This is a genomic window from Aeromonas sp. SE22, from assembly GCF_038739755.1.
GTDB lineage: Bacteria > Pseudomonadota > Gammaproteobacteria > Enterobacterales > Aeromonadaceae > Aeromonas > Aeromonas jandaei.
The window spans coordinates 519,387-543,343 of record NZ_JBCGFD010000001.1 but is presented as its reverse complement, the minus strand read 5'-3'; the positions used below and the strand labels follow the sequence as shown (position 1 = coordinate 543,343).

Sequence of the window (23,957 nt, the reverse complement as noted above, 5' to 3'; positions counted from 1 at the left end):
TTCTTGATAGCGCAGCGGCTGCCAGACCAGTGCCTATCCCTTGCGTGCCAACGGGTTGTGCCCATGGGGCCAGCGATAGAATTCGTCCAGCCAATCCCCCTCGGCAGGCTGATCCTGCCAGTGGGGATCCCTGTCCTTGTCGATAAGCAGCGCCCGCACCCCTTCCACAAAATCGCCCTTGAGCACGCAGTTGACCGAGAGAGTCAGTTCGTCGGCGAATACCTCGGCAAGGGATTGACGGCGAGCCTGCCAATATTGGCGCCAGAGGATGGCACGGCTGATGGGGCTGCCGGTGCGACAGCTCTCCTGCGCCTGGGCCAATGCTTTCTCTCCCGCCGTTTCGTCAAATCGGGCAGCAAACAGTCTTGCCAATACTCCCGCCAACGTTCGCCCCGCCAGCAAGTCATCGATTCTTGGTTGATGGGGCAGCAGGATGGGCGCAGGCAACTGCGCTGCGGCACCTTTATGAAGGCCCCGCAGCAGCTGATCGATCTGCTCACGGGACTCGCAACCGGCTGACCAGTCGAGTGCCGCCAACCGGTGCAGCAAGTCGGCTCGCTCGCTGCTGGCTATGGCGTGATCCGCCAGTCCAAGGCCGATGGCATCACTCCCGTTGAAGCGGGCGCCGGTCAGACCAAGCCAAAGCCCAAGTCGCCCCGGCATCCGGCTTAAAAACCAGCTGGCCCCCACATCGGGGTAGAGGCCGATGGTCACCTCCGGCATGGCGAACAGGCTCTTCTCGGTCACCACCCGAAAATCGGCGCCGGCAAACAGGCCTATCCCACCGCCCATGCAGATGGCGTCCGCCACGCAGACAAGGGGCTTGCGGTAACAGTGGATGTGGTGATCGAGCCGATACTCCTGCTCGAAAAAGTCGCGGGCATATTCAAACAGTTCCGATCCGCTCACCTCCTGCTTGCGGTAATAGAAGGAGCGAATATCACCACCGGCACAGAACGCCTTCTCGCCCGCCCCCTGCAGCAGTACGCAAACGATGGCGGGATCCTGCTCCCAGCGAGTCAGCGTCTGTTGCAGGATCTGGATCATCGGCAGGCTCAATGCGTTGAGAGACGCAGGGCTGTCGAGAGTCAACACCCCGATCTGGTGGCCATCAGCCGTTGGATGGGTTGCGATACTTACTGGCTCACTCATGGGTTGCACCATCCGGCTTTTGGTACTGCCAGTGCGGGGCGCGCTTTTCGAGAAACGCAGCCACCCCTTCCCGCTGGTTGGCATCACTAAACAGTTCGAGGAAGAGGCTTCGCTCGAGCGGCAATGCCGCATCGCGCGGGCCGCTGCGCCCCTGATTGATCAACATCTTGCAGGCACGCAGGGCACTCGGGCTCTGGCGCTCCACCAGATGGGCCATTTGATGGGCAGCCTCCCACGCCTGACCGGTTTTCACCACCTCTTCCACCAGCCCGATCTCATAGGCAAGGGATGCACTCACCTTCTCGCCACAGAGGATCATCCGCTTGGCCCAACCCGGCCCCACCAGCTCGGTGAGACGCTGGGTGCCACCGGCACAGGGGAGCAAGCCTACAGATGCTTCCGGTAGTCCCAGCAACGCCTGCTGTTCAGCGATGCGGATATCACAGGCCAGCGCCACTTCCAGCCCGCCGCCCATGGCATAACCGTTGATGGCCGCAATGGTGACGCCGTGAAAACGGGCCAGCGCTTCGAATGCACGACCAAAAGCGTCGGCCACATCGCGAGCCTGTTCGACATTGCCATCGGCAAACAGGTTGAGATCGGCACCGGCGCAGAAGAACTTCTCGCCAGCCCCGCGGATCACCAGCGCCACCACATCGGGGCGGCTGTCGAGCTCCTCCATCATCCGCAGGAAAGCTTGCAGACTGGCAAGCGTCCAGGTATTGGCTGGCGGATGGTCAAGGGTGATGTAGGCCACGTGGCCGTTGTATTCGAGCCTGATCCTTGTCATTGCGTTTGTCCTTGTCAGTAGAGCGATAGCCATGATGACAGAGTTGCATGGAACCAACCTGTGACTGGCTCACAAAGCTGGTGCCCTTGAGGTGTCATCCAGCACTACATGAGCGCCAACCCCTGCTCGGCCAGCAGCCGACGAGCGATGATGAGTCGCATCACCTCGTTGGTTCCCTCCAGAATGCGATGCACCCGGGTATCGCGCAGGTAGCGCTCAAGGGGATAGTCGCGGGTATAACCATAGCCACCAAAGAGTTGCAGAGCCTCATCACAGACCCGATAACCGACGTCGGTAGCAAACCGTTTGGCCATGGCACACCAAGCACTCTTGTCGGGATCCCCGCGATCCAGCTTGTCAGCCGCCTGACGCACCAGAAGGCGAGCTGCAGCCAGCTCGGTCGCCATATCTGCCAGGCGAAACTGCACGCTCTGGAATTCGCTGACCGGGTGACCAAATTGCTGGCGCTGCTGCACATAGGTCAGCGCATCGTCCAGTGCCTGCTGGGCAGTGCCCACCGAGCAGGTGGCAATATTGATTCGCCCCCCATCAAGCGCCTGCATGGCGAACTTGAACCCTTCCCCCTCTTCGCCCAACCGATAGCAGGCAGGAATGCGAACCCCATTGAAAACAACCTCCCGGGTCGGCTGGCTATTCCAGCCCATCTTCTCTTCTGCCTTGCCATAGCTCACGCCGGGGGCATTGGCCGGCACCATAAAGGCTGAGATCCCCTTCGCACCTTCACCACCGGTGCGCGCCATCACCACCAGCACATCGCTGCTGCCCGCTCCCGAGATAAAGACCTTAGTTCCCTCAATAAGATAATTGTCACCCTCGCGCACCGCTCGGGTCTTGAGGGCCGCCGCATCGGAACCCGCGCCCGGCTCGGTGAGGCAATAGGAGCCCAGCAGCTCGCCACTGGCCAGTTTGGGCACCCACTCCTTGGCAACCTCGTTGGGCAGCCAGCTGCCCAGCATCCAGCTCACCATGTTGTGAATGGTCAGATAAGCCGTGGTCGAGGTACAGCCCATGGTGAGGCGCTCGAAGATGAGGCTCGCATCGAGACGAGGCAATCCCAATCCGCCAAACTGCTCCGGGGTATAGAGACCACAAAACCCGAGCTCGGCCGCCTGCTTGATGGTCGGGATCGGAAACTCATGCTCCTTGTCCCAGCGCGCGGCATGGGGTTTGAGCGCCTCATCAGCAAAGGCGGCGGCCGCCTCCACATACGCCTGTTGATCATCGGTCAGGGTAAAATCCATCTTGTCGTTCACTCCCTTGTTGCCCCGCGCTTATTTTCCTGAGTTGGTGCTTTATGACGCGGCGCCCACACACTGGTCATTCGGATCTGCCACTATGGCGCTGTTGTCGTGGTAGCTGATGACGATCTCACTACCACCTCTCTATCGACATACAACAGATTAACAATTGATTTACGTTTACGCTAACGTAAACTTGTGGCAGAAGTGAAGTACAAAAATGGACCGACCACTGCCAGCCATAACGCAGAGTCAGCCGGTCGAACCAACCTTCCTACCCGACTGTCATATCCGCAAGGAGAGCATGGATGCAGATGGATCAGACCCTGAATGCCCTGACCGAACAGGTTGCGGCTTTCTGCCAGAAAGTGATCGCCCCGCGCGCCAGCGAGATCGATCAGAGCAACACCTTTCCCCGTGATCTCTGGCCCCGGATGGGTGAACTGGGGCTGCACGGCATCACGGTGGCGGAGGAGTATGACGGGGTGAACCTCGGCTATCTCGCCCACGTGCTGGTGATGGAGCAGGTGAGCCGCGCCAGCGCCTCGGTCGGCCTCTCCTACGGCGCCCACTCCAATCTCTGCATCAACCAGATCCACCGCCACGGCACACCGGAGCAGAAAGCGCGCTACCTGCCCCCGCTGGTGAGCGGCGAGCATGTGGGGGCGCTGGCCATGAGCGAGCCGGGTGCAGGCTCCGATGTGGTCAGCATGCGCCTCACCGCAGTGCGCGATGGGGATCACTTCGTGCTCAACGGCAACAAGATGTGGATCACCAACGGACCCGATGCCGACACCTTCGTCATCTATGCCAAGACCGATCCCGCCGCCGGGCCCAAAGGGATTTCTGCCTTTATCGTCGAGGCAGGTACTCCCGGTTTTTCCACCGCCCAGAAGCTCGACAAGCTGGGGATGCGCGGCTCCAGCACCTGCGAGCTGGTGTTCGACAACTGCCGGGTGCCGCAGGAAAACCTGCTGGGCCCCCTGCATGGCGGGGTCAAGGTGCTGATGAGCGGACTTGACTACGAGCGGGTGGTGCTGGCGGCGGGCCCCCTTGGCATCATGCAGGCCTGCATGGACGTGGTGCTCCCCTATGTGCGCGAGCGCAAGCAGTTCGGCCAGGCCATCGGCGAGTTCCAGCTGGTGCAGGGCAAGCTCGCCGACATGTATACCCGCCTCGCCAGCAGCCGGGCACTGGTCTACTCGGTGGCGAGCGCCTGCGATCAGGGTCGCACCAGCCGTAAAGATTGCGCCGCCGCCATCCTGTTTGCCGCCGAAAATGCCACACAGATGGCGCTCGACGCTATCCAGCTGCTCGGCGGCAACGGCTACATCAACGAATACCCTACCGGCCGCCTGCTGCGGGACGCCAAGCTCTACGAGATAGGCGCCGGCACTTCGGAGATCCGCCGCTGGCTCATCGGCCGCGAGCTGATGGGAGAAAATGCATGAGCAGGCTCCACTCCCGTCTCGACACGGCGAGCCCGGAATATGCGGCCAATCGGGCCGCCATGCAGGGGCTGGTCGACGATCTCCATGCCCGCATTGCCGAGATCGCCCAAGGAGGCGGCGCGGCCAACAACGCCCGCCATCAGGCTCGAGGCAAGCTGCTGCCCCGCGAGCGCATCAATCAGCTGCTGGACCCTGGCTCCCCCTTTCTCGAACTGTCGGCACTGGCCGGCTGGCAGGTCTATGATGAGCCAGTGCCCGCAGCCGGAATCATCACCGGCATCGGCCGGGTCTCTGGGCGCCTGTGCATGCTGGTGGTGAATGACGCCACCGTGAAGGGCGGCACCTACTACCCGCTCACGGTGAAAAAACATCTGCGCGCCCAGGCCATCGCCGAGCGGCTGCGCCTCCCCTGCCTCTATCTGGTGGATTCCGGCGGCGCCTTTCTGCCGATGCAGGACGAGGTGTTCCCCGACCGGGATCACTTTGGTCGCATCTTCTACAACCAGGCCCGCATGTCGGCCCAGAACATCCCCCAGCTGGCGGTGGTGATGGGGCTCTGCACCGCAGGCGGCGCCTATGTGCCCGCCATGGCGGACGAGTCGATCATGGTCAGGGAGCAGGCCACCATCTTTCTGGCCGGCCCGCCGCTGGTCAAGGCAGCCACCGGCGAGGAGATCAGCGCCGAGGCGCTAGGCGGGGCAGAGGTACACTGCGCCCACTCCGGGGTGGCGGATCACATGGCCCGTGACGATGCCCACGCACTGGCCATCGCCCGCACCCTGCTCACCCATCTGGGCAGTGACCATGCTCCGCTCTCGGGTTTGGCATCGACCTACGATGAGCCAACCTACCCCATAGAAGATCTCTACGGTCTGGTGGGCACCAGCCTCAAACGCCCTTACGACGCCCGCGAACTGATTGCACGACTGGTGGATGGCTCTGATTTTGACGAATTCAAGGCGCTGTTCGGCACCACACTGGTGACCGGCTTTGCCCGTATTTGCGGCATGGAAGTGGGTATCCTCGCCAACAACGGCGTGCTGCACAGCGACAGTGCCCAGAAGGGGGCCCACTTTATCCAGCTCTGTAACCGGCGTGCCATCCCGCTGCTCTTTTTGCAGAACATCACCGGCTTTATGGTGGGGAGTAGCGCAGAAAAAGAGGGGATCGCCAAGCACGGCGCCAAGCTGGTCACCGCGGTGGCCTGCAGCCGGGTGCCCAAGATCACCCTGATCGTCGGCGGCAGCTTTGGTGCTGGCAACTACGGCATGTGCGGCCGTGCCTATGAACCCGATTTTCTCTTTAGCTGGCCCAACAGCCGCATCTCCGTCATGGGGGGTGAGCAAGCGGCCGGGGTACTGGTGCAGGTACGTCGGGACAAGCTGGCTGCCGAGGGCAAGAGCCTGAGCGAGCAGGAAGCAGCCACCATCCGCGCACCGGTGATAGAACAGTATGAGCGGCAAGGTCACCCCTACTACGCCAGCGCCCGCCTGTGGGATGATGGCGTCATCGACCCGGCCCAGAGCCGCACCGTGCTGGCGCTGGCGCTCGCCGCATGTCAGGGTGCCCGCATTGCACCCGAGCAGTACGGCATCTTCCGGATGTAAGGAGCAAAGCTATGTCAGATCCACTTACTTCCTCCCAGAACCCGTTTCGGCTGGAGCGGCACGGCCCACTGGCCGAGCTGGTACTGTCGCGCCCGGCCCGCCACAACGCCTTTGATGCCGACCTGATGCTGGGGCTGCTCGACTGCCTCGATGATCTTGCCCACCTCCATGGTCACTCACTTGCCGAACATCCTCACGCCCTGCTGCTGCGGGCCGAGGGCAAACACTTCTGCGCGGGCGCCGATCTCAACTGGATGCGTAATCTGGCCCACGCCGATTTCGAGCACAATCGCGAAGACGCCCGGGTATTGGCGCGGCTGATGCAGACCCTCGACGAGCTCCCCTTCCCTACGGTGGCGCTGGTGCAAGGGGCCGCCTACGGCGGGGCGCTGGGGCTGATCTGTGCCTGCGATCTGGTGCTGGCCAGCGACGATGCCCGCTTTTGCCTATCAGAGGTAAGCCTCGGGCTAGTGCCTGCGGTGATCAGCCCCTACGTGGTACGTGCCATGGGAATGCGTCAGGCGCGCCGCTACATGCTCAGTGCTGAGCCGTTCGATGCAATCACCGCCTGTCGGCTCAATGTGGCGCATCAACTCTGCCAACCGGATCAACTGCTGGCGGAGGGGCGTGCGCAGGCCCTTCGTCTGTGCCGCAACGGGCCGGAAGCGATGAAAGAGACCAAACGACTGCTGGCGGCGATAGAGGCCCATCCCTCCCACCTGCACGAAGAGAAAACTGTCGAGACCATCGCCCGGGTTCGGGTGGGGCTCGAAGCCCAGGAGGGGATGCAGGCCTTCTTCGACAAACGTCCTCCCGCCTGGCGTCCCCGTTTCAAGGATGAGACATGACCCATCACTCTCAGATTAAACGCCTGCTGATTGCCAATCGCGGCGAAATCGCCGTACGCATCATCAAGACGGCGAAACACCTTGGCATCCACACCATCGCCCTCTACTCCGATGCCGACACCCACGCCATGCACACCCGTCTGGCCGATGAGGCCTGGCATCTGGGGCCTGCTCCGGCCAGAGAGAGCTATCTGGACACCGGCAAGGTGCTGAAGATTGCCAAAGAGGCGTGCGCCGATGCCATCCATCCCGGTTACGGCTTTCTGTCGGAAAACAGCGATTTTGCCACTGCCTGCGAACAGCGCGGCCTGCGCTTTGTCGGCCCAAGCGGTGCCGCCATTCTCGCTATGGGCGACAAATCGGGCGCCAAGGCGCTGATGCAGGCTGCCGGCGTACATGTGCTGCCCGGCTATCACGGCACGGATCAACGACCGGACTTCTTGCGCGATCAGGCGAGCCAGATTGGCTTCCCGCTACTTATCAAGGCCGCCAGTGGCGGCGGTGGCAAGGGGATGCGCCGGGTCGATCAGCTGGCCGACTTTCACGAGTCGCTGGCGGCAGTCAAACGGGAAGCCAAGGCTGCCTTTGGTGACGATCTGGTGCTGCTGGAGCGCTATCTGCCCCGGGCTCGCCATGTGGAAGTACAGGTCTTTGCCGATAGCCTCGGCAACACCATCTATCTGGGGGACAGGGACTGCTCCTTGCAGCGACGCCATCAGAAGGTGATCGAAGAGGCGCCAGCCCCCGACATCCCTCCGGCTCTGCGCCGCGCCATGGGGGATGCGGCCGTGGCAGCTGCCAAAGCCATCCACTATCAGGGGGCGGGCACCATCGAGTTTCTGCTCTGCAAGGATGAGTTCTTCTTTATGGAGATGAACACCCGGCTGCAGGTGGAGCATCCGGTCACCGAAGCCGTAACCGGGCAGGATCTGGTGGCCTGGCAGCTGGCCGTGGCCGAAGGCAAGCCGCTGCCACTCACTCAGGAGGAAGTGGTGCTGCGCGGCCATGCGGTGGAGGCGCGCCTCTACGCCGAGGATGTGGCGGCCGGTTTTCTACCTGCCAGCGGGCCTATCCACTGGCTCCACTGGCCGGATGGCGTGCGCATCGACACCGGCGTTACCATAGGTGATGAGGTGAGCCCCTATTACGATCCCATGATCGCCAAACTGATCGCCCACGGCCAGAACCGCGCCGAGGCGTTCGCCAAACTGGCAGATGCGCTGGCGGCACTGGATCTCAGGCCGCTGGTCCACAACGGCCAGCTGCTGCTGCGCCTGTGTGAAGAGCCCGACGTCCTGGCCATGGGCCACCATACCCAGTGGCCCATCCCCACCACAGCGCAGCCCATTCCTGAACTCGCCTGGCCGCTCGCCGCCCTCTGGTTGGCGAGCCGCCCTGCCGGCACCTCCCCCTGGCAGCAAACCTGCGGATTTCGACTGGGGCCGGATCGCTGCTGGACAGCGGCGGTGCGCATCGGTGATGAGCGCCGGGTATTGACCCTTAACGATCATGACGGCCAGTTTGAGTGGCAAGGGGAAAACCGTTGCTACCAGCGAGGTGACGACCATATCCGGCTGCAGCAGGGTGGCTGCTGGCAGCAGATCCCCATTCAGACGGTCGCAGGCTCGGAGACAACCTTCATCATGACCCTGGCGGGCAAGCGCATCCGTTTCGCAGCCGATGATCAGCAGCATAGTCACCACCATGATCAGGAAGATGAGAAGGCGCTGGGCGCCATCGCCCCCATGCATGGCATCGTAGTAGCGGTACTGGTCGAGCAGGGGCAAGCTGTCAACAAGGGGCAACCCCTGCTGGTGCTGGAGGCGATGAAGATGGAACATCAGCTGCGTGCAGAGCGGGACGGGGTAATTGAAGCCCTGCAGTGCAAACAGGGTGATCAGGTGAGCCAGGGGGCCCTGCTGGTGCGCTTTGCCGATGCCGCCCCAGAGGAGAACGCCATCAACCAACAAGCGAGTAGATCATGAACAGAGGAGCAGCCATGCCGGATGACAAGGTCAGTCTGGTGGAGATGGGGCCGCGCGATGGCCTGCAAAATGAAACCAACCCGCTGACACTGCTCCAGCGGCTGGAGCTGATCCAGCGACTGGCCGACAGCGGTCTGCAGCGCATTGAGGTCGGCGCCTTTGTCTCTGAGAAAAAGGTGCCACAGATGGCGGACTCCGCAGCGCTGTTCGAGGCTCTGCCACGCAAGGGGCCGACCCGTTACGGAGCTCTGGTACCCAATCTGCAAGGCTTGCAGGCAGCCATTGCCGCCCGCGCCGACGAGATTGGCCTCTTCACCGCCTGCTCCGACGGTTTTACCCGCGCCAATATCGGCATCAGCGTGGAGGAGTCGCTGGTACGTTTCGCTCCGTTGGTGCAGGAGGCACGCCGCCTCGGCATCAAGGTGCGTGGCTACCTCTCCACCGTCATCGCCTGCCCGTTTGATGGCCCGACCCGCCCGAAACGGGTCGCCGCCATGGCCGAGCAGTTGCTGGATCTCGGCTGCCACGAGATTTCGCTGGGGGACACCATCGGCGTCGGCACCCCGGGCACGGTGGCGCCCATGCTGGATGCAGTGCTGCACGAGATCCCGGCGGGGCGACTCGCGGTCCATTTTCATGACACCTACGGTCAGGGCTTGGCCAACCTGCTACCCGCGCTGGAGCGCGGCATTCGCACCATCGACTGCTCGGTGGCAGGCCTTGGCGGCTGCCCCTATGCCCCGGGCGCCTCCGGCAATGTGGCGTCAGAAGAGGTGGTCTACCTGCTGCACGGCCTTGGCATGACGACGGGGGTGGATCTCGACAAACTGGCGGCCACCGGCCAGTGGGTGAGCGAACAGCTCGGCCGCTCCAATGGCTCGCGGGTCGGTCAGGCCCTGCACGCCAATGCCGAGCGGCTGCGTGCCCGCCTCTGCCAACCACACTCCCAGCAACAGGAGTCATAACCATGTCCCGTTCCCTGCCCGGCAAGGAGATCACCTACAGCATTTCGGAATTGGCCCACGAGTTCGATGTTACGCCGCGCACTATCCGCTACTACGAGGACGAAGGGCTGCTCACCCCGCAGCGGGAGGGGCAGACCCGCATCTACAGCCACAAGGACAAGATCCGGCTCAAGCTGACTCTGCGCGGCAAACGGCTGGGGTTTAGCCTGGCCGAGATCCGCGAGCTGTTCGATATGTACGACACCGACAAATCGAGCAAAAACCAGCTCAACTCCATGATCAGACTGATCGAAAGCAAGCGCAGTGCCCTGCACCAGCAACTGGAGGATATCCAGATGGTGATGGCCGAGCTGGAGGCTGCCGAGCAGCGCTGTGTTAATTCCCTTAACAACTTGAAAAGCGCATCAGATTAACCGAATCTGGGGCTATACAATTGCCCTGGGACGTCCATGAAATATTGGTGCTGGTTTTTACTTCTGTTCAGTCTGTCCGGTTGGAGCCATCCCCTTATCAAGGTAGGCGGTTATCCTTATGCCCCGTTCGTGGTCAAAGTGTCGGATGACCACTATGAAGGACTGACGCTGGACCTCATCGCCAAGCTCAACGAGATCCAGCAAGAGGTAAGATTCGTGTTTGTTCCAACCTCAGCTGCCAATCGTTACAAGGCGCTCGATCTGGGCCGCTTCTCGCTGATGCTGTTTGAAGACAGCAAGTGGGGCTGGCAAACCGACAAGTTCAAGATGACCTCCCCCTTTCTTGGCGGTGGTGAAGTGTATGTTGCCCTCAAGGCCCCTGGGCGAGACCAGCGTTTTTTCGAGGATCCCTCCCTGCACCACCTTATTGGTGTAACCGGCTATCACTATGGCATCGGCCAGTTCAATGCAGACCCGACCTATTTGCACAGCCATCTCGACATCACACTGTTCAAGGACAACGTCAGTGCCCTGCAAGCCCTGCTCAAGGGGCGCGGTGATATCGCCATCCTCAATATCTCCTATTTGAACCAGTATCTGCTCAGCAACCCCGAGGTAAAGGCGCAGCTGCTTGTGTCGCAAAAGTGGGACCAGCGCTACCAGCACCGCGCTATCTTTGATCCCGAGTCCAGCATTACCCCTGCCCAGCTGGAACTGTGGCTGGCCAAGCTGCGCCAAACAGGTGATCTGGATCGACTTTGGACAAAGTACGGCGTATCCGAGTACGCAACCCCATGATTACTATCTGACTTTTCGGTACCATGACGGGAACCGAATGGGAGTGCATCAAATGGAGACCACCATGCCCGCATCCCCCCGAGCTCGCCGGTTGCGCTACCTGGTCTACGCACTCCTGCTACTCCTTATCCTCATTTCCCTGTTGCTGTGGCAAACTCCGCGGCTGATTCAGCGCTATCTACCCGGTTGGCTGGCCGAGCGCTACGGTATTCACCTCACTCTGGGCGAGATCGATGTCAGCTTGCGTCACCCCGCTCTGGCCATCGGCCCCAGTTCACTGCTCGATGACAAGCAGCAGCCATTGGTCAGCTTTGCCCATCTGCAAGTGATCCCCGAGCTCAAAGCAAGCTGGCAGCAAAAACGCGTGGTACTCAGCGACATCGCGCTGACCAGGCCGGTGGTGCTGGTGCAGCGGCTGAGTGACAAAAAGGGGGACATTCGGCTCAACCTGACCGATGCGCTGGCAACTCTGCTTGCACCGACCCCCTCAACAGAGCCGGAACCGGAAACCGCTCCCGTTATTGTCGATATCGCCCGGATTGCGCTGACCGATGGCCAGCTTGCCTATCTGGATAAACGCAAGGAGAGCGAACCCGGCTGGGTGCCCTCGCTCAAGCTCGATAAACTGACGCTGCAACTGGAGGGGCTGAGCACATCCGCAGGTCACCTCACCGCCTACCAGCTTGCTGCCACACTCAACAGCAAGAGTCCGCTGAGCGCCAAAGGCAAGCTGGATATCACCAGCGGCATGGGCCAGGGCAAGGCAAGCCTCAAGCAACTCGATATCAAACCCTTTGCCCCACTCTGGGCCCCCTATCTCAAGCTGGCGCTGACCCGGGGTAATGCCGGGGCAGAGGTTGAATATCAACTGAAAAACGGCAAGAAAGGGATCGAGTGGCAATTGTCCAAAGGCAAGCTGACGCTAGATAACTGGCAAATGAAGCACGACAAGGGTGAGGAGTTTGCCCGCTTCAGTCAGCTGGCCCTCGCTGAACTTGCTGTGGATGGCAGCAAACAATCCCTGCATATCGGCAAAATTACCCTGCAACAGCCACATCTCAAGGCCACCCTCAATGAGCGGCAGGAGCTGGATCTGGCCGAACTATTGATCGATCAGCCACCAGCCAAGCCGAGCAAAGAGAAAAAAGAGAAACCGGCCCCCGCCAGCAAGCCATGGCAGTGGCAGATCAACCAGATCGCCATCAGCAAAGGGGATATCACCCTCACCGAAGCGAGCAGTGGCAAACCACTGCCACGACAGCTATCCGACCTGCAGCTGGCATTAGGCCCGCTGGGCAGCAAGAGCGAACAGCAGAGCAAAGTGGCGCTCTCGACCCGTTTCAACCAGAAGAGTCCCCTCGCCTTTGATGGCCAGCTGACCCTGGCCCCCTTTACCCTCGCTGGCGAGATAACCCAGCAGGCACTCCCTCTTGTGCTGGCCCAGCCCTATCTGAACGATCTGCTGCGGATCAAGGTGAAAGAGGGCGAGCTCAGCAGCAAAACCAAGCTGGCGCTGGCGACCACAGAGCAAGGGGAGCTGAACAAGCTGACACTGCAGGGAGGGCTCGATGTCCATACCCTCAAGGTGGTCGATCGGGCCGATAACCAGAGACTGCTCGAGATCAACGACCTGAAGCTGACCGGCCTCGATTACGACGGCATCAGCCAGAAGATGAAGATCAAGGATGTGGCGCTGACCAAGCCCTTCGCCCGCATCGAGATCAACGAAAATGGCGTCACCAATATCCAGCAACTGCTGCTGACCGCCCCTGCATCGGCCAAGGGTAAAACCGCCCCCCACCAGAGCAAGAGCAACAAAGCGGCACCCGCATTTCAATTCACCATCGATGAGCTGCGCACCGAACAGGGCAACCTGCGCTTTGCCGACCGCAGCCTGAGCCAGGATTTCGTGGCTGATATCGCTTCGCTAGGCGGTCAGAGCCGCCATATCAGCAACATTCCGGGCCAGCGCTCCGAACTCTCCTTCAATGGCAAGGTGGATCGCTACGCCCCGGTGACCATCCGTGGCGGTACCAACCTACTGGTCGCCGACCCGGTGCTCGACATTGCTGTCGCCTTCAACAATCTGGAGTTGACCACCTTTACCCCTTACTCGGGCACCTATGCCGGTTACGCCATCGACAAGGGGCAGCTTTCAGTGAAGCTGCACTACAAGCTTGAAGGCAAGCGGCTGGAAGGGGATAACGACATCACCATCAAGAAATTGCAACTGGGTGAGAAGATCAAGAGCGAACAGGCCAAGGATCTGCCACTCGGTCTGGCCATCGCGCTGTTGAGCGATGCCAACGGTGTCATCCAGATGAACCTCAAGGTGAAGGGCAATCTTGACCAGCCCGACTTCAGCCTCGGCAACATCTTCTGGGATGTGCTTGGCAACACCCTGAGCAAGGCGATCACCTCCCCCTTCTCGTTGCTCGCCTCTCTGGCTGGCGGCAGTGAAGATCTCGACGAGATCACTTTTCTGCCGGGCGAGCCGGATCTCACCCAGACCCAGCAAGATAAGCTGACCAAGCTGGCGCAGGCCCTCAAGGATCGCCCCAAGCTCAGCATGAATATTCGCGGCAAGGTCAACTTCAATGAAGAGCGCCCTATCCTGCAACGGCAAAAACTGGAGCGGGCCCTCGCCAAACTCACCGGCAATCAGGTCGATCTCGATCTGCTGGAGCAGGATAAGGATATGCAAGACGCCCTGGCACAGGCCTATGAAGATCGCTTCGGAGAAGATCTGGGAGATCTCGCCGACCGCCTGCATCTTGATGAAAAGAGCGCGGCGCTGCGGGCTCAGGCCGTTGCTCTGCTGCAGGAGCAACAACTCATCACCGCCAAGTCCCTGCGCAATCTCGCCATGCGCCGGGCACAAAACACCAAGGAGTTTTTGGTGGATGCCCAGGGGATCACGCCAGAGCGGCTGTTTGTGCTGGACAGTCAGGTCAAGGAAGAGGACAAGGAGGCCAAAGTGGTACTGACACTGGATGAGTGAGCCTCTCCTCATCCGGTTCGCCTGCGCGTAATAAAAATACAAGCCCTCAACTATTTTGACACCTTTTGCTCACGAAACCGGCTGACCTGCTGAACAATTGGGCATCAGTGCAAATAAATACGTAATTTTTTTACGGTTTAGTCCCTTTCCCCCCTTGCGGCGGTTTTACAAGCTGCCTAAAATCGCGCGTCTTTTTGTTAACCCCACCTCTATTTTTGGAGAACGCCACGTGAGCGAAAAATTGGCCAACCCTGCCCCCCTGGGTCTGATGGGTTTCGGTATGACCACCATTCTGCTGAACATCCATAACGCAGGTTTCTTCCCCATCAGTGCCATGATCCTGGCCATGGGCCTGTGCTATGGCGGCATTGCCCAGATCATCGCGGGCATCATGGAGTACAAGCGCGGCAACACCTTCGGTGTGACTGCCTTCACCTCCTATGGCCTGTTCTGGCTGAGCCTGGTTGTCCTGCTCGTCATGCCGACCATGGGTCTGGCCGAAGCGACTCCGCACGCCTACATGGGCTGGTACCTGCTGATGTGGGGTGTGTTCACCATGTTCATGCTGATCGGTACCGTCAACTACCCGCGCGTGAAGCAGTTCGTGTTCGCTTCCCTGACCGTGCTGTTCTTCCTGCTGGCCGCCCGTGACTTCACCGGCAGCACCCTGATCGGCACCATCGCCGGTTTCGAAGGCATCATCTGCGGCGCCAGCGCCATCTATCTGGCCATGGCGACCGTACTGAACGAACAGTATGGCCGCACCATCCTGCCGATCGGCGATCACAAGAAAGCCGCAGCAGTCCAGCTGAAAGCCGCCGCCTGATTGGCGCATGCTCAAGCTTGAAAAAAGGCACCCTCGGGTGCCTTTTTGCTATCTGCCATCTTGTTGAACGGAATTCACAACAGCATGCCCTCGCCATCACCGGCCAACAGGCGGGTCGGCGGAAAACGGCGCGCGGGATCCTGACCAAACAGCAGTGCCAGTTGGTGGTAAACCTCGGGATAGACACTGCGCAGGCGCAATGGTTCGGTAAAGAAGTGCTCGCAGCAGACCGCGAAGAACTCGGCCGGATGCTCGGCTGCATAGGGGTCGATGGCGGGAGCCTCGCCCTGATCGAGTTGCTGGCAGAGCGCATCAAAAGCCCCCTGGAATACCTGCTGCCACTCCTGCCGGCTCATATGTCCCGGCAGTGGCGGTGCACCATCCGCCGCGCCCCCCAGCATGTCTATCTTGTGGGCAAGCTCGTGGATCACCAGATTGAAGCCATCCCAGTCACCATCCAGCTGCAGCTCGCTCCAGGCCAGTACCAGCGGCCCCTGGGGCCAGGACTCACCGGCGTTTTCCTCTTCCACCTCGCTCACCAGCCCAAACTCATCCTGCACCTCCTGGCGCCGGGTCACGGGCTCGGGAATAATGATGATCTCGTGAAAACCGCGATACCAGTCAACGCCGAGATGCAGGATAGGCAGAGCCGCCTGCAGTGCCAGAATGGCTTGCTGGCGTTCGCTTAAGGTAACCCCAAGCTGGGTCAAAGTTTTGCGCTTGAGCAGCTGACGGCCCAGGCTTATCAGCATTTGTTGCTCACTCTCGGTAAGCCCCTGCAAGATCGGCACAACAGCAAGCGCCCGTAGCCACAGCTCTTCCTCTTCTTCGCTCATTTTCACCGTGCCACGGCCACAAAACCAGTTGAACAATCCCAGCACGTACACTCCTTCTCAGTTACAACAGTTTGACGAATCGTTTTGGCCGCTCCTGATATGCCTGCGCCAGATAGAAGCGGTGGGCATCTTCGCGTTTGATGCTGCTGGAAAGCTCCAGCTGACTGCATCCGGCTTCGAGAGCCTGACGCTCGGCCTCGCACAATAACGCAGCACCAATACCCCCTCCCCTTGCACCATCATCGACGACCAGCGCCGAGATCAGGCCCCATGCAGGTGCAACATGCAGTGGCTGCAGCCAGTGCCATACCAGCACGCCAACTACCCTCTCAGCCTGTTCGGCCAGCAAGACGCGGGTGGCCACATCCTGCCCCAACAGACGTGGCAGCAGCTCATCAGCCTCTGCAGCATACCCTAGTTGGGTAAAGAGGTGGGCCATGGCGGTGGCATCCGATGGTAAAGGAGCGCGGATAACGAGTGGAGCAGGGAATATTTGCATGATTGGCCTTTTGTTTGCTAACAAGATCCAGGCTGTTCCGGCAGACGCAGATCAGCATGGTAGCGGGTCTCTCTGGTCACAGAAAATAGCGCATGCCATTATCGCACCTCAGTTGTCAATTCACAAAATCGCAACAAAGCAACATTTTTCGCTGGGAAGCGCCGGAACAACTCGATATGTTACAGCCCATGCATGGCGCACTATCGAGCCCTGCCGAACACTTCACCACAGCGTCAAACTGTTAATTCATTTGTTAACAATTGGCGTAACACAATGACAGCGAGCGAGACAGAGATCTCGCCGGAAGTACAACACAAAACAACAAAGGAGTTGTTGTAGATGAATGAGATCGTCAATGCCATCAACGGTGTGATCTGGAGCCCTGCGCTCATCTATCTGTGCCTGGGGGTAGGCCTCTACTTCTCAGTACGCAGCCGCTTTTTGCAACTGCGCCATATGGCCGAAATGGTCCGGCTGATGTTTGATGGCAAGAGCACGGATGCGGGGGTCTCCTCCTTCCAGGCGCTGGCCATGACCCTCGCCGGTCGCGTCGGCACCGGCAACATTGCCGGTGTTGCCACCGCCATTACCTTCGGTGGCCCGGGCGCCATGTTCTGGATGTGGATGGTCGCCTTCCTCGGCTCCAGCTCCGCCTTCGTGGAGTCCACCCTGGGTCAGGTCTACAAAGAGAAGATCAACGGCGAATACCGCGGCGGGCCGGCCTTCTACATCGAGAAAGGGCTTGGCATGAAGTGGTATGCCTGGACCTTTGCCATCGCCACCATCTTCGCCTGCGGTGTACTGCTGCCGGGCGTTCAAGCCAACTCCATCGGCGCCAGTCTGCAGACTGCGTTTGATATCGACCCGAACGTGACTGCGGCCGGTCTGGCGCTGCTGCTCGGCTTCATCATCTTCGGTGGCGTCAAGCGCATCGCCAACTTTGCCAGTACCGTAGTGCCCTTTATGGCGCTCGGCTACATCATCGTGGCCTGCGTCATTATCGCCCTCAACATTCATGCCCTGCCGGGCGTGATCATGCTGATCTGGAAAAGCGCCTTCGGTTTTGATGCCGGCTTTGGCGCCATTCTGGGTCTGGCCATCATGTGGGGGGTCAAGCGCGGGGTCTACTCCAACGAAGCGGGTCAGGGTACCGGGCCGCACGCCTCTTCTGCTGCCGCAGTGAGCCACCCGGCCAAACAGGGTCTGGTGCAGGCGTTCTCTGTCTATATCGATACCCTGTTCGTCTGCTCAGCCACCGGCTTTATGCTGCTCATCACCGGCCTCTACAACGTACAGGGACCGGATGGCGCAGCCATCTACACCGGCATCGCCGGCGTGGCTGCAGGCCCGGGTTATGTGCAGACCGCCATGGAAAGCATGATGCCGGGCTTTGGCAGCATGTTCGTGGCCATCGCGCTGTTCTTCTTCGCGTTCACCACCATCGTCGCCTACTACTACATCGCCGAGACCAACATCGCCTACATCAACCGCAAGGTGAACCGTCCCTGGCTGACTTTTGTGCTCAAACTGACCCTGATGGCCTCTACCGTCTACGGTACCGTCAAGACCGCCGAGCTCGCCTGGGGCATGGGTGATATCGGGGTAGGTCTGATGGCCTGGCTCAACATCATCGCCATCCTGCTGCTGCAAAAGACCGCCTTTGCCTGTCTGCGCGACTATGAAGCGCAGCAAGCCAAAGGGCTGGATCCGGTGTTCCACCCGGAGAAACTCGGTATCAAGAACGCAGACTACTGGGCTGGCCATCGCTCCGAAGACAACCTGGAGCAGGAGAAATCCGGTCACCCCTTCGAGCCGGATCTGGATCGCAAGACCTCCTGATGCAAGCAACTAAAACGCCTATAAAAAATGGCAGCCTCGGCTGCCATTTTCTTTTCCTGTTGTTCCATCTCAGAGTGCGTTGCGCCGTGGCCCGAAGGGCAGCCGCCAGCGAAACAGGCTGTTGAAGGTGGCGCGCCACTGATTGGGGCGCCCCAAAATTTGCTTCTGCAACCGGGTCTCTTCTTTCAGCATCGCCTCGTCACTGCGCGCCCAGGCCTGACTGTAGAGCTGCTTGATCCCCGCCAGCGCATCCGGCGACTTGGTGATGAGGGTGCGGGCAAACTCCCGCGCCTCCACCAGCGGATCAGCGCAGACCCGGCTCACCATCCCGAGAGATTTCGCTTCGACCGCATCCAGCTCACGCCCGCTCATGGCCAGCTCCATCGCGGTATCCAACCCCATCAGGTTGCGCATGGTGACGCTGCCGCTCATGTCGGGGATGATGCCCCACTTTATCTCCATCACCGAGAAACGGCAATCGGGGGTGCTGAACCGAAAATCGGCGCCAAGGGCGATCTGCAAGCCACCGCCAAAACAGACTCCCTGGGTGACCGCAATCACCGGCACCGGCAGCTGGTGCCAACCATAGGCGACCCGCTGGGCCAGATTGGTCGCCTCGTCCGCCTCGCGCTTGAGAATATCGAGCGCCGCTACCGGCTGGCGCAGCATTGATTTCACATCCAGTCCAGCGCAAAACGCGCGCCCTTCGCCATGCAGGATCACCGCTCGCAATCCCTTCAGTTGTGCAAGTTGCTTCAGCGTCTCATCGATAGCGCTGAACATGGCTCTGTCCAGCGCATTGAGCTTCTCTCCCCGCGACAGCACCACTTCAGCGATGCCGTCGTGGACCTCGCACTTGACCCTTGGTTTTTCCATCTCCGCTATCCTCTCCTTGATCCCGATAATGAACACACTGGTCATACCACCAAGTTATCAGAGTGTGAACAAGCGGTACAGCTGAGACTAAAGTCGGCTGGTCGGCGCGGTTCCCCTTTGTCACACTGGGCACAAGGGGTGCCCTATCCCGCCCGAGGACGCCGTCATGTCAATTCTGTTCAATTTTGCCAGACCACCGTTTGACCGGCTGGATGCAGAGGCGCGTGAGCAGCTCTCCCGCCACCTCTCGCTCTGCTACTTTCGCGCTGGCGATACTCTGCTCAACGCAGGTGATGAACCTCCCGGGCTCTATCTCGTCATCAAGGGGGCAGTGGAAGAGTCGGCTCCCCACCACCAGTTTGGTGACTATGGCGTCGACGATCTGTTCGATGTGCGCGCCCAGTTTGACGGCCGCTGCCGCCATACTTTTACTGCGCTGGAAGACACCCTCTGCCAGTTCATCCCCCGCTCGGCCTTTCTCTCTCTCTGCGAACAAGATTCGCAGTTTGCCAGCTACTTCACCGCCAATCTGGCTGAACGCCAGCGTCAGCAGGAGCAGCGCGAACAGCTGGGACAGAAGAATCTGGCAGAATTTATCCTGACCCGCATCGAACCCGGTCATTTGCAAGCGCCGCTTATCGTCGACAGCAGGCTGTCACTGTTGGCAGCCACCGAAGCCATGGTGAGCCAGGGGACAGATTGTCTGCTCTACCCCGCCCACGACGGTTCGCTCACGCTGGCCACCCGCAAGACCCTGCTCCACGCCCTGACCCTCAAGGGACTGCCGCTGGAGGCGCCCCTCTCGGTACTGACCCCCACGCCGCTCATCGGTCTGCCACTTAAGAGCTATCTGTTTGATGCCCTGCTGCTGATGACCCGTCATCGCATCAAGCGATTGGTGATCTGGCAGGGCAACGAGGTGGCGGGGATCCTGCAGCTGACCCAGGTGCTGGGACTCTTCTCTACCCACTCCCACGTACTGACGTTGCGTATCGCCCGCGCCGACACTCTGCTCGCGCTGGAGGCGGTCGCCCGCGAACAACAACAGCTGACCCGTTCGCTGTTTGCTCAGGGGATCCACACCGCCTTTTTGATGAAGCTCATCGCCACCATCAACGAGCAACTCATCGCCAAGGCCTTTGCGCTGGTGATCCCGCCCGAGGTACAAGAGAAGGTCTGTCTGCTGATGCTGGGCTCGGAGGGACGCGGCGAGCAGATCCTCAAAACCGATCAGGACAACGCCCTGATCCTGCCAGAGGGGCTGACATGGCCCACCCAGGCAGCCGATCTGGCCGAATTCAGCGCCCTGCTGGAGCGCCTCGGCTACCCGCTATGTCCCGGGCAGGTAATGGTGAACAATCCGGCCTGGGTAAAAACGGGCAGCGAGTGGCAAAGCGCCATTGCCAGCGCCTGCACCACGGCAAAAGAGGATGAGCTGCTCTGGCTAGCTACTCTCGCGGATGCCCACCCCATCGCCGGAGATCGTCAACTCCATCTGCCTGTTGCCAGAGCGCTGCGCGAGCAGCTGGCAGAGCGGCGGGATCTGCTGGCGGAAATGGTGCGACCGGCGGTGGCCTTTCACGCCCCGCTCACCCTGTTTGGCCGGCTTGAACAGCGTCCCGAAGGGCTTGATCTCAAGCGTGGCGGCCTGTTCCCGCTGGTTCATGGCATCCGGATGCTGGCCCTTGAGGCAGGTATTCTGGAGACCTCAACCCTGGGGCGCATTGATGCGCTGGTGGCCGCCGAGCGGCTCAGTGCCAGCTTTGGCACCAATCTGGCCGAGGCGTTTCGGCTCTTTATCCGGTTGCGACTGCGTAGCCAGCTCAAGGGAGGCAACAGCCGGGTACAGGTCAGCGAGCTTAGCCACAGCGAACGGGATCTGCTGCGTCAGGCACTGCATCAGGTGAAGAAGTTCCAGCAGTGGCTCACCTTGCACTTTCGTCTGAGGCAGTAGCCATGTTGAGCCATCTTCGCCGCATCTGGTATGGCCGGGATTTCCGGCAAGGGGAGTTCGCCAGGCTATTCCTGCCCACTCCCGATGATGAGATGGTCGCCCTTGATTTCGAGACCACCAGCCTTGATCCCGAGCAGGCCGAGATCGTCTCCATCGGGGCGGTGCGCATTCAGGGCAATCGGCTGCTGACCGGCAAGGCCCTCACCATCAAGGTGCAAGCGCCCGCCACACTGAGCGAGCAGTCGGTGGTGATCCACGGTCTGCGCCATCAGGACCTGCAACAGGGTATGCCGCTGGAAGCCGCGCTGCGCCTGCTGCTCGACTTTATCGGCCCGCGCGAACTGGTGGGTTATCACATCGCCTATGACCTGCGTATTCTCAACCTGGCTTGCCGTAAATTGTGGGGGTTGACCTTGCCACAACGAGGCATAGAGGTGAGCCAGCTCTATCACGATCACCTCTATCGTCGTTATCCCGATGCCGTTATCGACCTCCATCTGGAGGCGATCTGCCGCCATCTGGCGCTGCCTGCCCTGCCCGCTCACGATGCGCTGGCCGATGCCACCACGGCAGCACTTGTCTATCTCTGCCTGACCCGGGGCTCTGCGCTGACTTATCCCAAAGTCTAATTGTCGAACAATAACATTTAATTCACATTTTGCTTACATGAGCAGATTGCCTGCTCGTCGGGGTTACCCCATCCACCGCTGACACTCATATGTCATGGAGAACTGCAATGGAACAGCAAAGCTATCTGAGGATCCAGCAAGATCCCACCTTCCAGGAGCTGGTCGCCAAGCGCCAGCGTTTTGCCTGGGCCCTCTCGGCTCTGATGCTGGGACTCTACCTGGCGTTTATTCTGCTCATCGCCTTTGATCCCGGTTGGCTCGGTACCCCGCTCAGCGAGGGATCGACCATTACCCGCGGCATCCCAGTCGGAGTGGGGTTGATCCTCTCCTCTTTCGTGCTGACCGGCGTCTATGTGTTTCGTGCCAACGGCGAGTTTGACGAGCTGAACCAGAAGATCCTCAAGGGAGTGAAAAAATGAAAGGCAAACTCTTGCTGTTGGCCTCACTGGCCTCTTCACCCCTGCTGGCTGCCGATGCGATAAGTGGCGAGGTACATCGCCAGCCCCTCAACATTTCGGCCATTCTGATGTTCGTGGTCTTCGTGGCCGCCACCCTGTTCATCACCTACTGGGCCTCCAAGCGCAACCGCTCGGCCTCTGACTACTATGCCGCGGGTGGCCGCATCACCGGCTTCCAGAATGGTCTGGCCATCGCCGGTGACTACATGTCTGCTGCCTCCTTCCTCGGGATCTCGGCGCTGGTCTACACCTCCGGCTACGATGGCCTCATCTACTCCATCGGCTTTCTGGTGGGCTGGCCCATCATTCTGTTCCTGATCGCAGAGCGTCTGCGCAACCTCGGTAAATATACCTTCGCCGACGTTGCCTCCTACCGCCTCAAGCAGACCGAGGTGCGCACCCTCTCCGCCTGCGGCTCGCTGGTGGTGGTCGCCCTCTACCTCATCGCCCAGATGGTTGGTGCCGGCAAGCTGATCGAGCTGCTGTTTGGCCTGCAATACCATGTGGCCGTGGTGCTGGTCGGTATCCTGATGGTGCTCTACGTGCTGTTTGGCGGCATGCTGGCCACCACCTGGGTGCAGATCATCAAGGCGGTGATGCTGCTCTCCGGTGCCAGCTTCATGGCTATCATGGTGATGAAATCGGTCAACTTCGACATCGGCACCCTCTTTAGCGAAGCGGTGAAGGTACACGAGAAAGGGATCGCCATCATGAGCCCGGGTGGTCTGGTCGCTGACCCCATCTCCGCCATCTCGCTCGGTCTGGCACTGATGTTCGGCACCGCCGGCCTGCCCCACATCCTGATGCGTTTCTTCACCGTGAGCGACGCCAAGGAAGCGCGCAAGAGCGTCTTCTTCGCCACCGGCTTTATCGGTTACTTCTACATCCTCACTTTTATCATCGGCTTTGGCGCCATCCTGCTGGTCAGCACCAACCCGGCCTTCAAGGACGCCACCGGCGCCCTGCTGGGCGGCACCAACATGGCCGCAATCCATCTGGCCAATGCCGTGGGTGGCAGCCTGTTCCTCGGCTTCATCTCCGCCGTGGCGTTTGCCACCATCCTGGCGGTGGTCGCAGGCCTGACCCTGGCCGGTGCCTCTGCGGTCTCCCACGACCTCTACGCCAACGTCATCAAGCATGGCAAGGCCAACGAGGCGGACGAGCTGCGGGTCTCCAAGCTCACGACCGTAGTACTGGGTGTGGTCGCCATCGGCCTTGGCATCCTGTTCGAGAAGCAGAACATCGCCTTCATGGTGGGTCTGGCCTTCTCCATCGCTGCCAGCTGCAACTTCCCGGTGCTGTTCCTCTCCATGTTCTGGTCACGCCTGACCACCCGCGGCGCCGTCTACGGCGGCTGGCTGGGGCTGGCGAGCGCAGTCACCCTGATGGTGCTGGGCCCGACCGTGTGGGTGAAGGTGCTGGGTCATGCCCAGGCCATCTTCCCCTACGAGTACCCGGCGCTCTTCTCCATGGCGCTGGCGTTTGTCGGGATCTGGTTCTTCTCCATCACCGACAGCTCCCAGAGCGCAGCTGACGAGCATGCCAAGTTCCTGCCGCAGTTCGTCCGCTCCCAGACCGGGCTGGGCGCCTCCGGTGCCACTTCCCACTAACGGGTAGCCATCACGCAAAAGCCGGCTTCATGCCGGCTTTTTTTTATTGCCCGTCAATCGGCTACGCACCCAACTTGCCCCGATCAAGATCACAGTTCTTGCTAAACCTTTTGGGGGATCTGTGCCATAATGCGCGCCATTTGACAGATCAACCGGGACAT

The 23,957-nt window shown here is 60.5% G+C and carries 20 protein-coding genes; 14 read left to right on the top strand and 6 right to left on the bottom strand.

Annotated features, from left to right (window positions below):
- Nucleotides 1-33: 33 nt before the first annotated feature.
- The 3 genes from AAHA39_RS02350 to AAHA39_RS02340 form a co-directional block, all read right to left on the bottom strand.
- Nucleotides 34-1,152: an enoyl-CoA hydratase/isomerase family protein gene (locus tag AAHA39_RS02350; RefSeq protein ID WP_320656021.1), complete on the bottom strand. Its 1,119-nt coding sequence runs from the start codon at nt 1,150-1,152 to the stop codon at nt 34-36.
- Nucleotides 1,145-1,942 (bottom strand): enoyl-CoA hydratase, encoded by a 798-nt coding sequence (locus tag AAHA39_RS02345; protein WP_043850062.1) that lies wholly within the window; start codon nt 1,940-1,942, stop codon nt 1,145-1,147. The genes AAHA39_RS02350 and AAHA39_RS02345 overlap by 8 nt, the downstream gene beginning before the upstream one ends.
- Before the next feature lie 104 nt (nt 1,943-2,046).
- A complete protein-coding gene (locus AAHA39_RS02340; protein ID WP_320656022.1) occupies nt 2,047-3,204 on the bottom strand; it encodes an acyl-CoA dehydrogenase family protein in 1,158 nt (385 codons plus the stop codon).
- Between the two features lie 305 nt (nt 3,205-3,509).
- On the opposite strand from AAHA39_RS02340, the gene AAHA39_RS02335 reads away from it, so the two are divergent.
- The 9 genes from AAHA39_RS02335 to AAHA39_RS02295 all read left to right on the top strand — a co-directional run bounded on the left by AAHA39_RS02335 (nt 3,510) and on the right by AAHA39_RS02295 (nt 15,095).
- On the top strand, nt 3,510-4,652 hold the full coding sequence (locus tag AAHA39_RS02335) for an isovaleryl-CoA dehydrogenase (RefSeq protein ID WP_320656023.1): 1,143 nt from the start codon (nt 3,510-3,512) through the stop codon (nt 4,650-4,652).
- Entirely contained in the window at nt 4,649-6,259 is a 1,611-nt protein-coding gene (locus tag AAHA39_RS02330; protein ID WP_320656024.1) for a carboxyl transferase domain-containing protein, read from the top strand. The genes AAHA39_RS02335 and AAHA39_RS02330 overlap by 4 nt, the downstream gene beginning before the upstream one ends.
- A gap of 11 nt (nt 6,260-6,270) precedes the next feature.
- A complete protein-coding gene (locus AAHA39_RS02325) occupies nt 6,271-7,107 on the top strand; it encodes an enoyl-CoA hydratase-related protein (RefSeq protein WP_320656025.1) in 837 nt (278 codons plus the stop codon).
- A complete protein-coding gene (locus AAHA39_RS02320; RefSeq protein ID WP_320656026.1) occupies nt 7,104-9,092 on the top strand; it encodes an acetyl/propionyl/methylcrotonyl-CoA carboxylase subunit alpha in 1,989 nt (662 codons plus the stop codon). The genes AAHA39_RS02325 and AAHA39_RS02320 overlap by 4 nt, the downstream gene beginning before the upstream one ends.
- Before the next feature lie 14 nt (nt 9,093-9,106).
- Nucleotides 9,107-10,057, top strand: coding sequence for a hydroxymethylglutaryl-CoA lyase (locus AAHA39_RS02315; RefSeq protein ID WP_407707133.1), 951 nt, complete (start codon nt 9,107-9,109; stop codon nt 10,055-10,057).
- A gap of 2 nt (nt 10,058-10,059) precedes the next feature.
- Nucleotides 10,060-10,470, top strand: coding sequence for a MerR family transcriptional regulator (locus tag AAHA39_RS02310; protein WP_104014664.1), 411 nt, complete (start codon nt 10,060-10,062; stop codon nt 10,468-10,470).
- A gap of 36 nt (nt 10,471-10,506) precedes the next feature.
- Complete coding sequence (locus AAHA39_RS02305) at nt 10,507-11,268, top strand: substrate-binding periplasmic protein (protein ID WP_320656028.1); 762 nt, start codon at nt 10,507-10,509, stop codon at nt 11,266-11,268.
- Between the two features lie 52 nt (nt 11,269-11,320).
- On the top strand, nt 11,321-14,269 hold the full coding sequence (locus AAHA39_RS02300) for a DUF748 domain-containing protein (protein ID WP_320656078.1): 2,949 nt from the start codon (nt 11,321-11,323) through the stop codon (nt 14,267-14,269).
- A 229-nt stretch (nt 14,270-14,498) separates the two neighbouring features.
- Entirely contained in the window at nt 14,499-15,095 is a 597-nt protein-coding gene (locus tag AAHA39_RS02295) for an acetate uptake transporter (RefSeq protein WP_320656029.1), read from the top strand.
- Nucleotides 15,096-15,169: 74 nt separating this feature from the next.
- On the opposite strand, the gene AAHA39_RS02290 is transcribed toward AAHA39_RS02295, so the two are convergent.
- Nucleotides 15,170-15,931: a M90 family metallopeptidase gene (locus AAHA39_RS02290; RefSeq protein ID WP_320656079.1), complete on the bottom strand. Its 762-nt coding sequence runs from the start codon at nt 15,929-15,931 to the stop codon at nt 15,170-15,172.
- Nucleotides 15,932-15,992: 61 nt separating this feature from the next.
- Nucleotides 15,993-16,430 carry a GNAT family N-acetyltransferase gene (locus tag AAHA39_RS02285; protein ID WP_320656030.1) on the bottom strand — a complete coding sequence of 146 codons (438 nt, stop codon included), beginning with the start codon at nt 16,428-16,430 and terminating at the stop codon, nt 15,993-15,995.
- 339 nt (nt 16,431-16,769) lie between these two features.
- Between AAHA39_RS02285 and AAHA39_RS02280 the strand changes: the two genes are divergently transcribed.
- Entirely contained in the window at nt 16,770-18,269 is a 1,500-nt protein-coding gene (locus tag AAHA39_RS02280; RefSeq protein WP_320656031.1) for an alanine/glycine:cation symporter family protein, read from the top strand.
- A gap of 69 nt (nt 18,270-18,338) precedes the next feature.
- Here the strand turns inward: AAHA39_RS02280 and AAHA39_RS02275 are convergent, their stop codons facing one another.
- Nucleotides 18,339-19,145 (bottom strand): crotonase/enoyl-CoA hydratase family protein, encoded by an 807-nt coding sequence (locus AAHA39_RS02275; protein WP_041207538.1) that lies wholly within the window; start codon nt 19,143-19,145, stop codon nt 18,339-18,341.
- A gap of 166 nt (nt 19,146-19,311) precedes the next feature.
- Here AAHA39_RS02275 and AAHA39_RS02270 point away from each other — a divergent pair, with 166 nt between their 5' ends.
- The 4 genes from AAHA39_RS02270 to AAHA39_RS02255 all read left to right on the top strand — a co-directional run bounded on the left by AAHA39_RS02270 (nt 19,312) and on the right by AAHA39_RS02255 (nt 23,796).
- Nucleotides 19,312-21,099 carry a putative nucleotidyltransferase substrate binding domain-containing protein gene (locus tag AAHA39_RS02270; protein ID WP_320656032.1) on the top strand — a complete coding sequence of 596 codons (1,788 nt, stop codon included), beginning with the start codon at nt 19,312-19,314 and terminating at the stop codon, nt 21,097-21,099.
- A gap of 2 nt (nt 21,100-21,101) precedes the next feature.
- Nucleotides 21,102-21,728 carry a 3'-5' exonuclease gene (locus tag AAHA39_RS02265; protein ID WP_320656033.1) on the top strand — a complete coding sequence of 209 codons (627 nt, stop codon included), beginning with the start codon at nt 21,102-21,104 and terminating at the stop codon, nt 21,726-21,728.
- A gap of 107 nt (nt 21,729-21,835) precedes the next feature.
- Nucleotides 21,836-22,147, top strand: coding sequence for a DUF485 domain-containing protein (locus tag AAHA39_RS02260; protein ID WP_041207535.1), 312 nt, complete (start codon nt 21,836-21,838; stop codon nt 22,145-22,147).
- Nucleotides 22,144-23,796 (top strand): cation acetate symporter, encoded by a 1,653-nt coding sequence (locus tag AAHA39_RS02255; RefSeq protein WP_042032369.1) that lies wholly within the window; start codon nt 22,144-22,146, stop codon nt 23,794-23,796. Before AAHA39_RS02260 ends, AAHA39_RS02255 begins: the two co-directional genes overlap by 4 nt.
- Nucleotides 23,797-23,957: the final 161 nt, after the last annotated feature.

Coding starts and splice junctions, on each gene's coding strand:
- AAHA39_RS02340 (WP_320656022.1), bottom strand. CDS start 3,204: ATGGATTTTACCCTGACCGATGATCAACAGGCGTATGTGGAGGCGGCC.
- AAHA39_RS02270 (WP_320656032.1), top strand. CDS start 19,312: ATGTCAATTCTGTTCAATTTTGCCAGACCACCGTTTGACCGGCTGGAT.
- AAHA39_RS02275 (WP_041207538.1), bottom strand. CDS start 19,145: ATGGAAAAACCAAGGGTCAAGTGCGAGGTCCACGACGGCATCGCTGAA.
- AAHA39_RS02335 (WP_320656023.1), top strand. CDS start 3,510: ATGCAGATGGATCAGACCCTGAATGCCCTGACCGAACAGGTTGCGGCT.
- AAHA39_RS02265 (WP_320656033.1), top strand. CDS start 21,102: ATGTTGAGCCATCTTCGCCGCATCTGGTATGGCCGGGATTTCCGGCAA.
- AAHA39_RS02350 (WP_320656021.1), bottom strand. CDS start 1,152: ATGAGTGAGCCAGTAAGTATCGCAACCCATCCAACGGCTGATGGCCAC.
- AAHA39_RS02325 (WP_320656025.1), top strand. CDS start 6,271: ATGTCAGATCCACTTACTTCCTCCCAGAACCCGTTTCGGCTGGAGCGG.
- AAHA39_RS02330 (WP_320656024.1), top strand. CDS start 4,649: ATGAGCAGGCTCCACTCCCGTCTCGACACGGCGAGCCCGGAATATGCG.
- AAHA39_RS02305 (WP_320656028.1), top strand. CDS start 10,507: ATGAAATATTGGTGCTGGTTTTTACTTCTGTTCAGTCTGTCCGGTTGG.
- AAHA39_RS02290 (WP_320656079.1), bottom strand. CDS start 15,931: ATGAGCGAAGAAGAGGAAGAGCTGTGGCTACGGGCGCTTGCTGTTGTG.
- AAHA39_RS02260 (WP_041207535.1), top strand. CDS start 21,836: ATGGAACAGCAAAGCTATCTGAGGATCCAGCAAGATCCCACCTTCCAG.
- AAHA39_RS02310 (WP_104014664.1), top strand. CDS start 10,060: ATGTCCCGTTCCCTGCCCGGCAAGGAGATCACCTACAGCATTTCGGAA.
- AAHA39_RS02280 (WP_320656031.1), top strand. CDS start 16,770: ATGAATGAGATCGTCAATGCCATCAACGGTGTGATCTGGAGCCCTGCG.
- AAHA39_RS02300 (WP_320656078.1), top strand. CDS start 11,321: ATGGAGACCACCATGCCCGCATCCCCCCGAGCTCGCCGGTTGCGCTAC.
- AAHA39_RS02320 (WP_320656026.1), top strand. CDS start 7,104: ATGACCCATCACTCTCAGATTAAACGCCTGCTGATTGCCAATCGCGGC.
- AAHA39_RS02255 (WP_042032369.1), top strand. CDS start 22,144: ATGAAAGGCAAACTCTTGCTGTTGGCCTCACTGGCCTCTTCACCCCTG.
- AAHA39_RS02345 (WP_043850062.1), bottom strand. CDS start 1,942: ATGACAAGGATCAGGCTCGAATACAACGGCCACGTGGCCTACATCACC.
- AAHA39_RS02315 (WP_407707133.1), top strand. CDS start 9,107: ATGCCGGATGACAAGGTCAGTCTGGTGGAGATGGGGCCGCGCGATGGC.
- AAHA39_RS02285 (WP_320656030.1), bottom strand. CDS start 16,430: ATGCAAATATTCCCTGCTCCACTCGTTATCCGCGCTCCTTTACCATCG.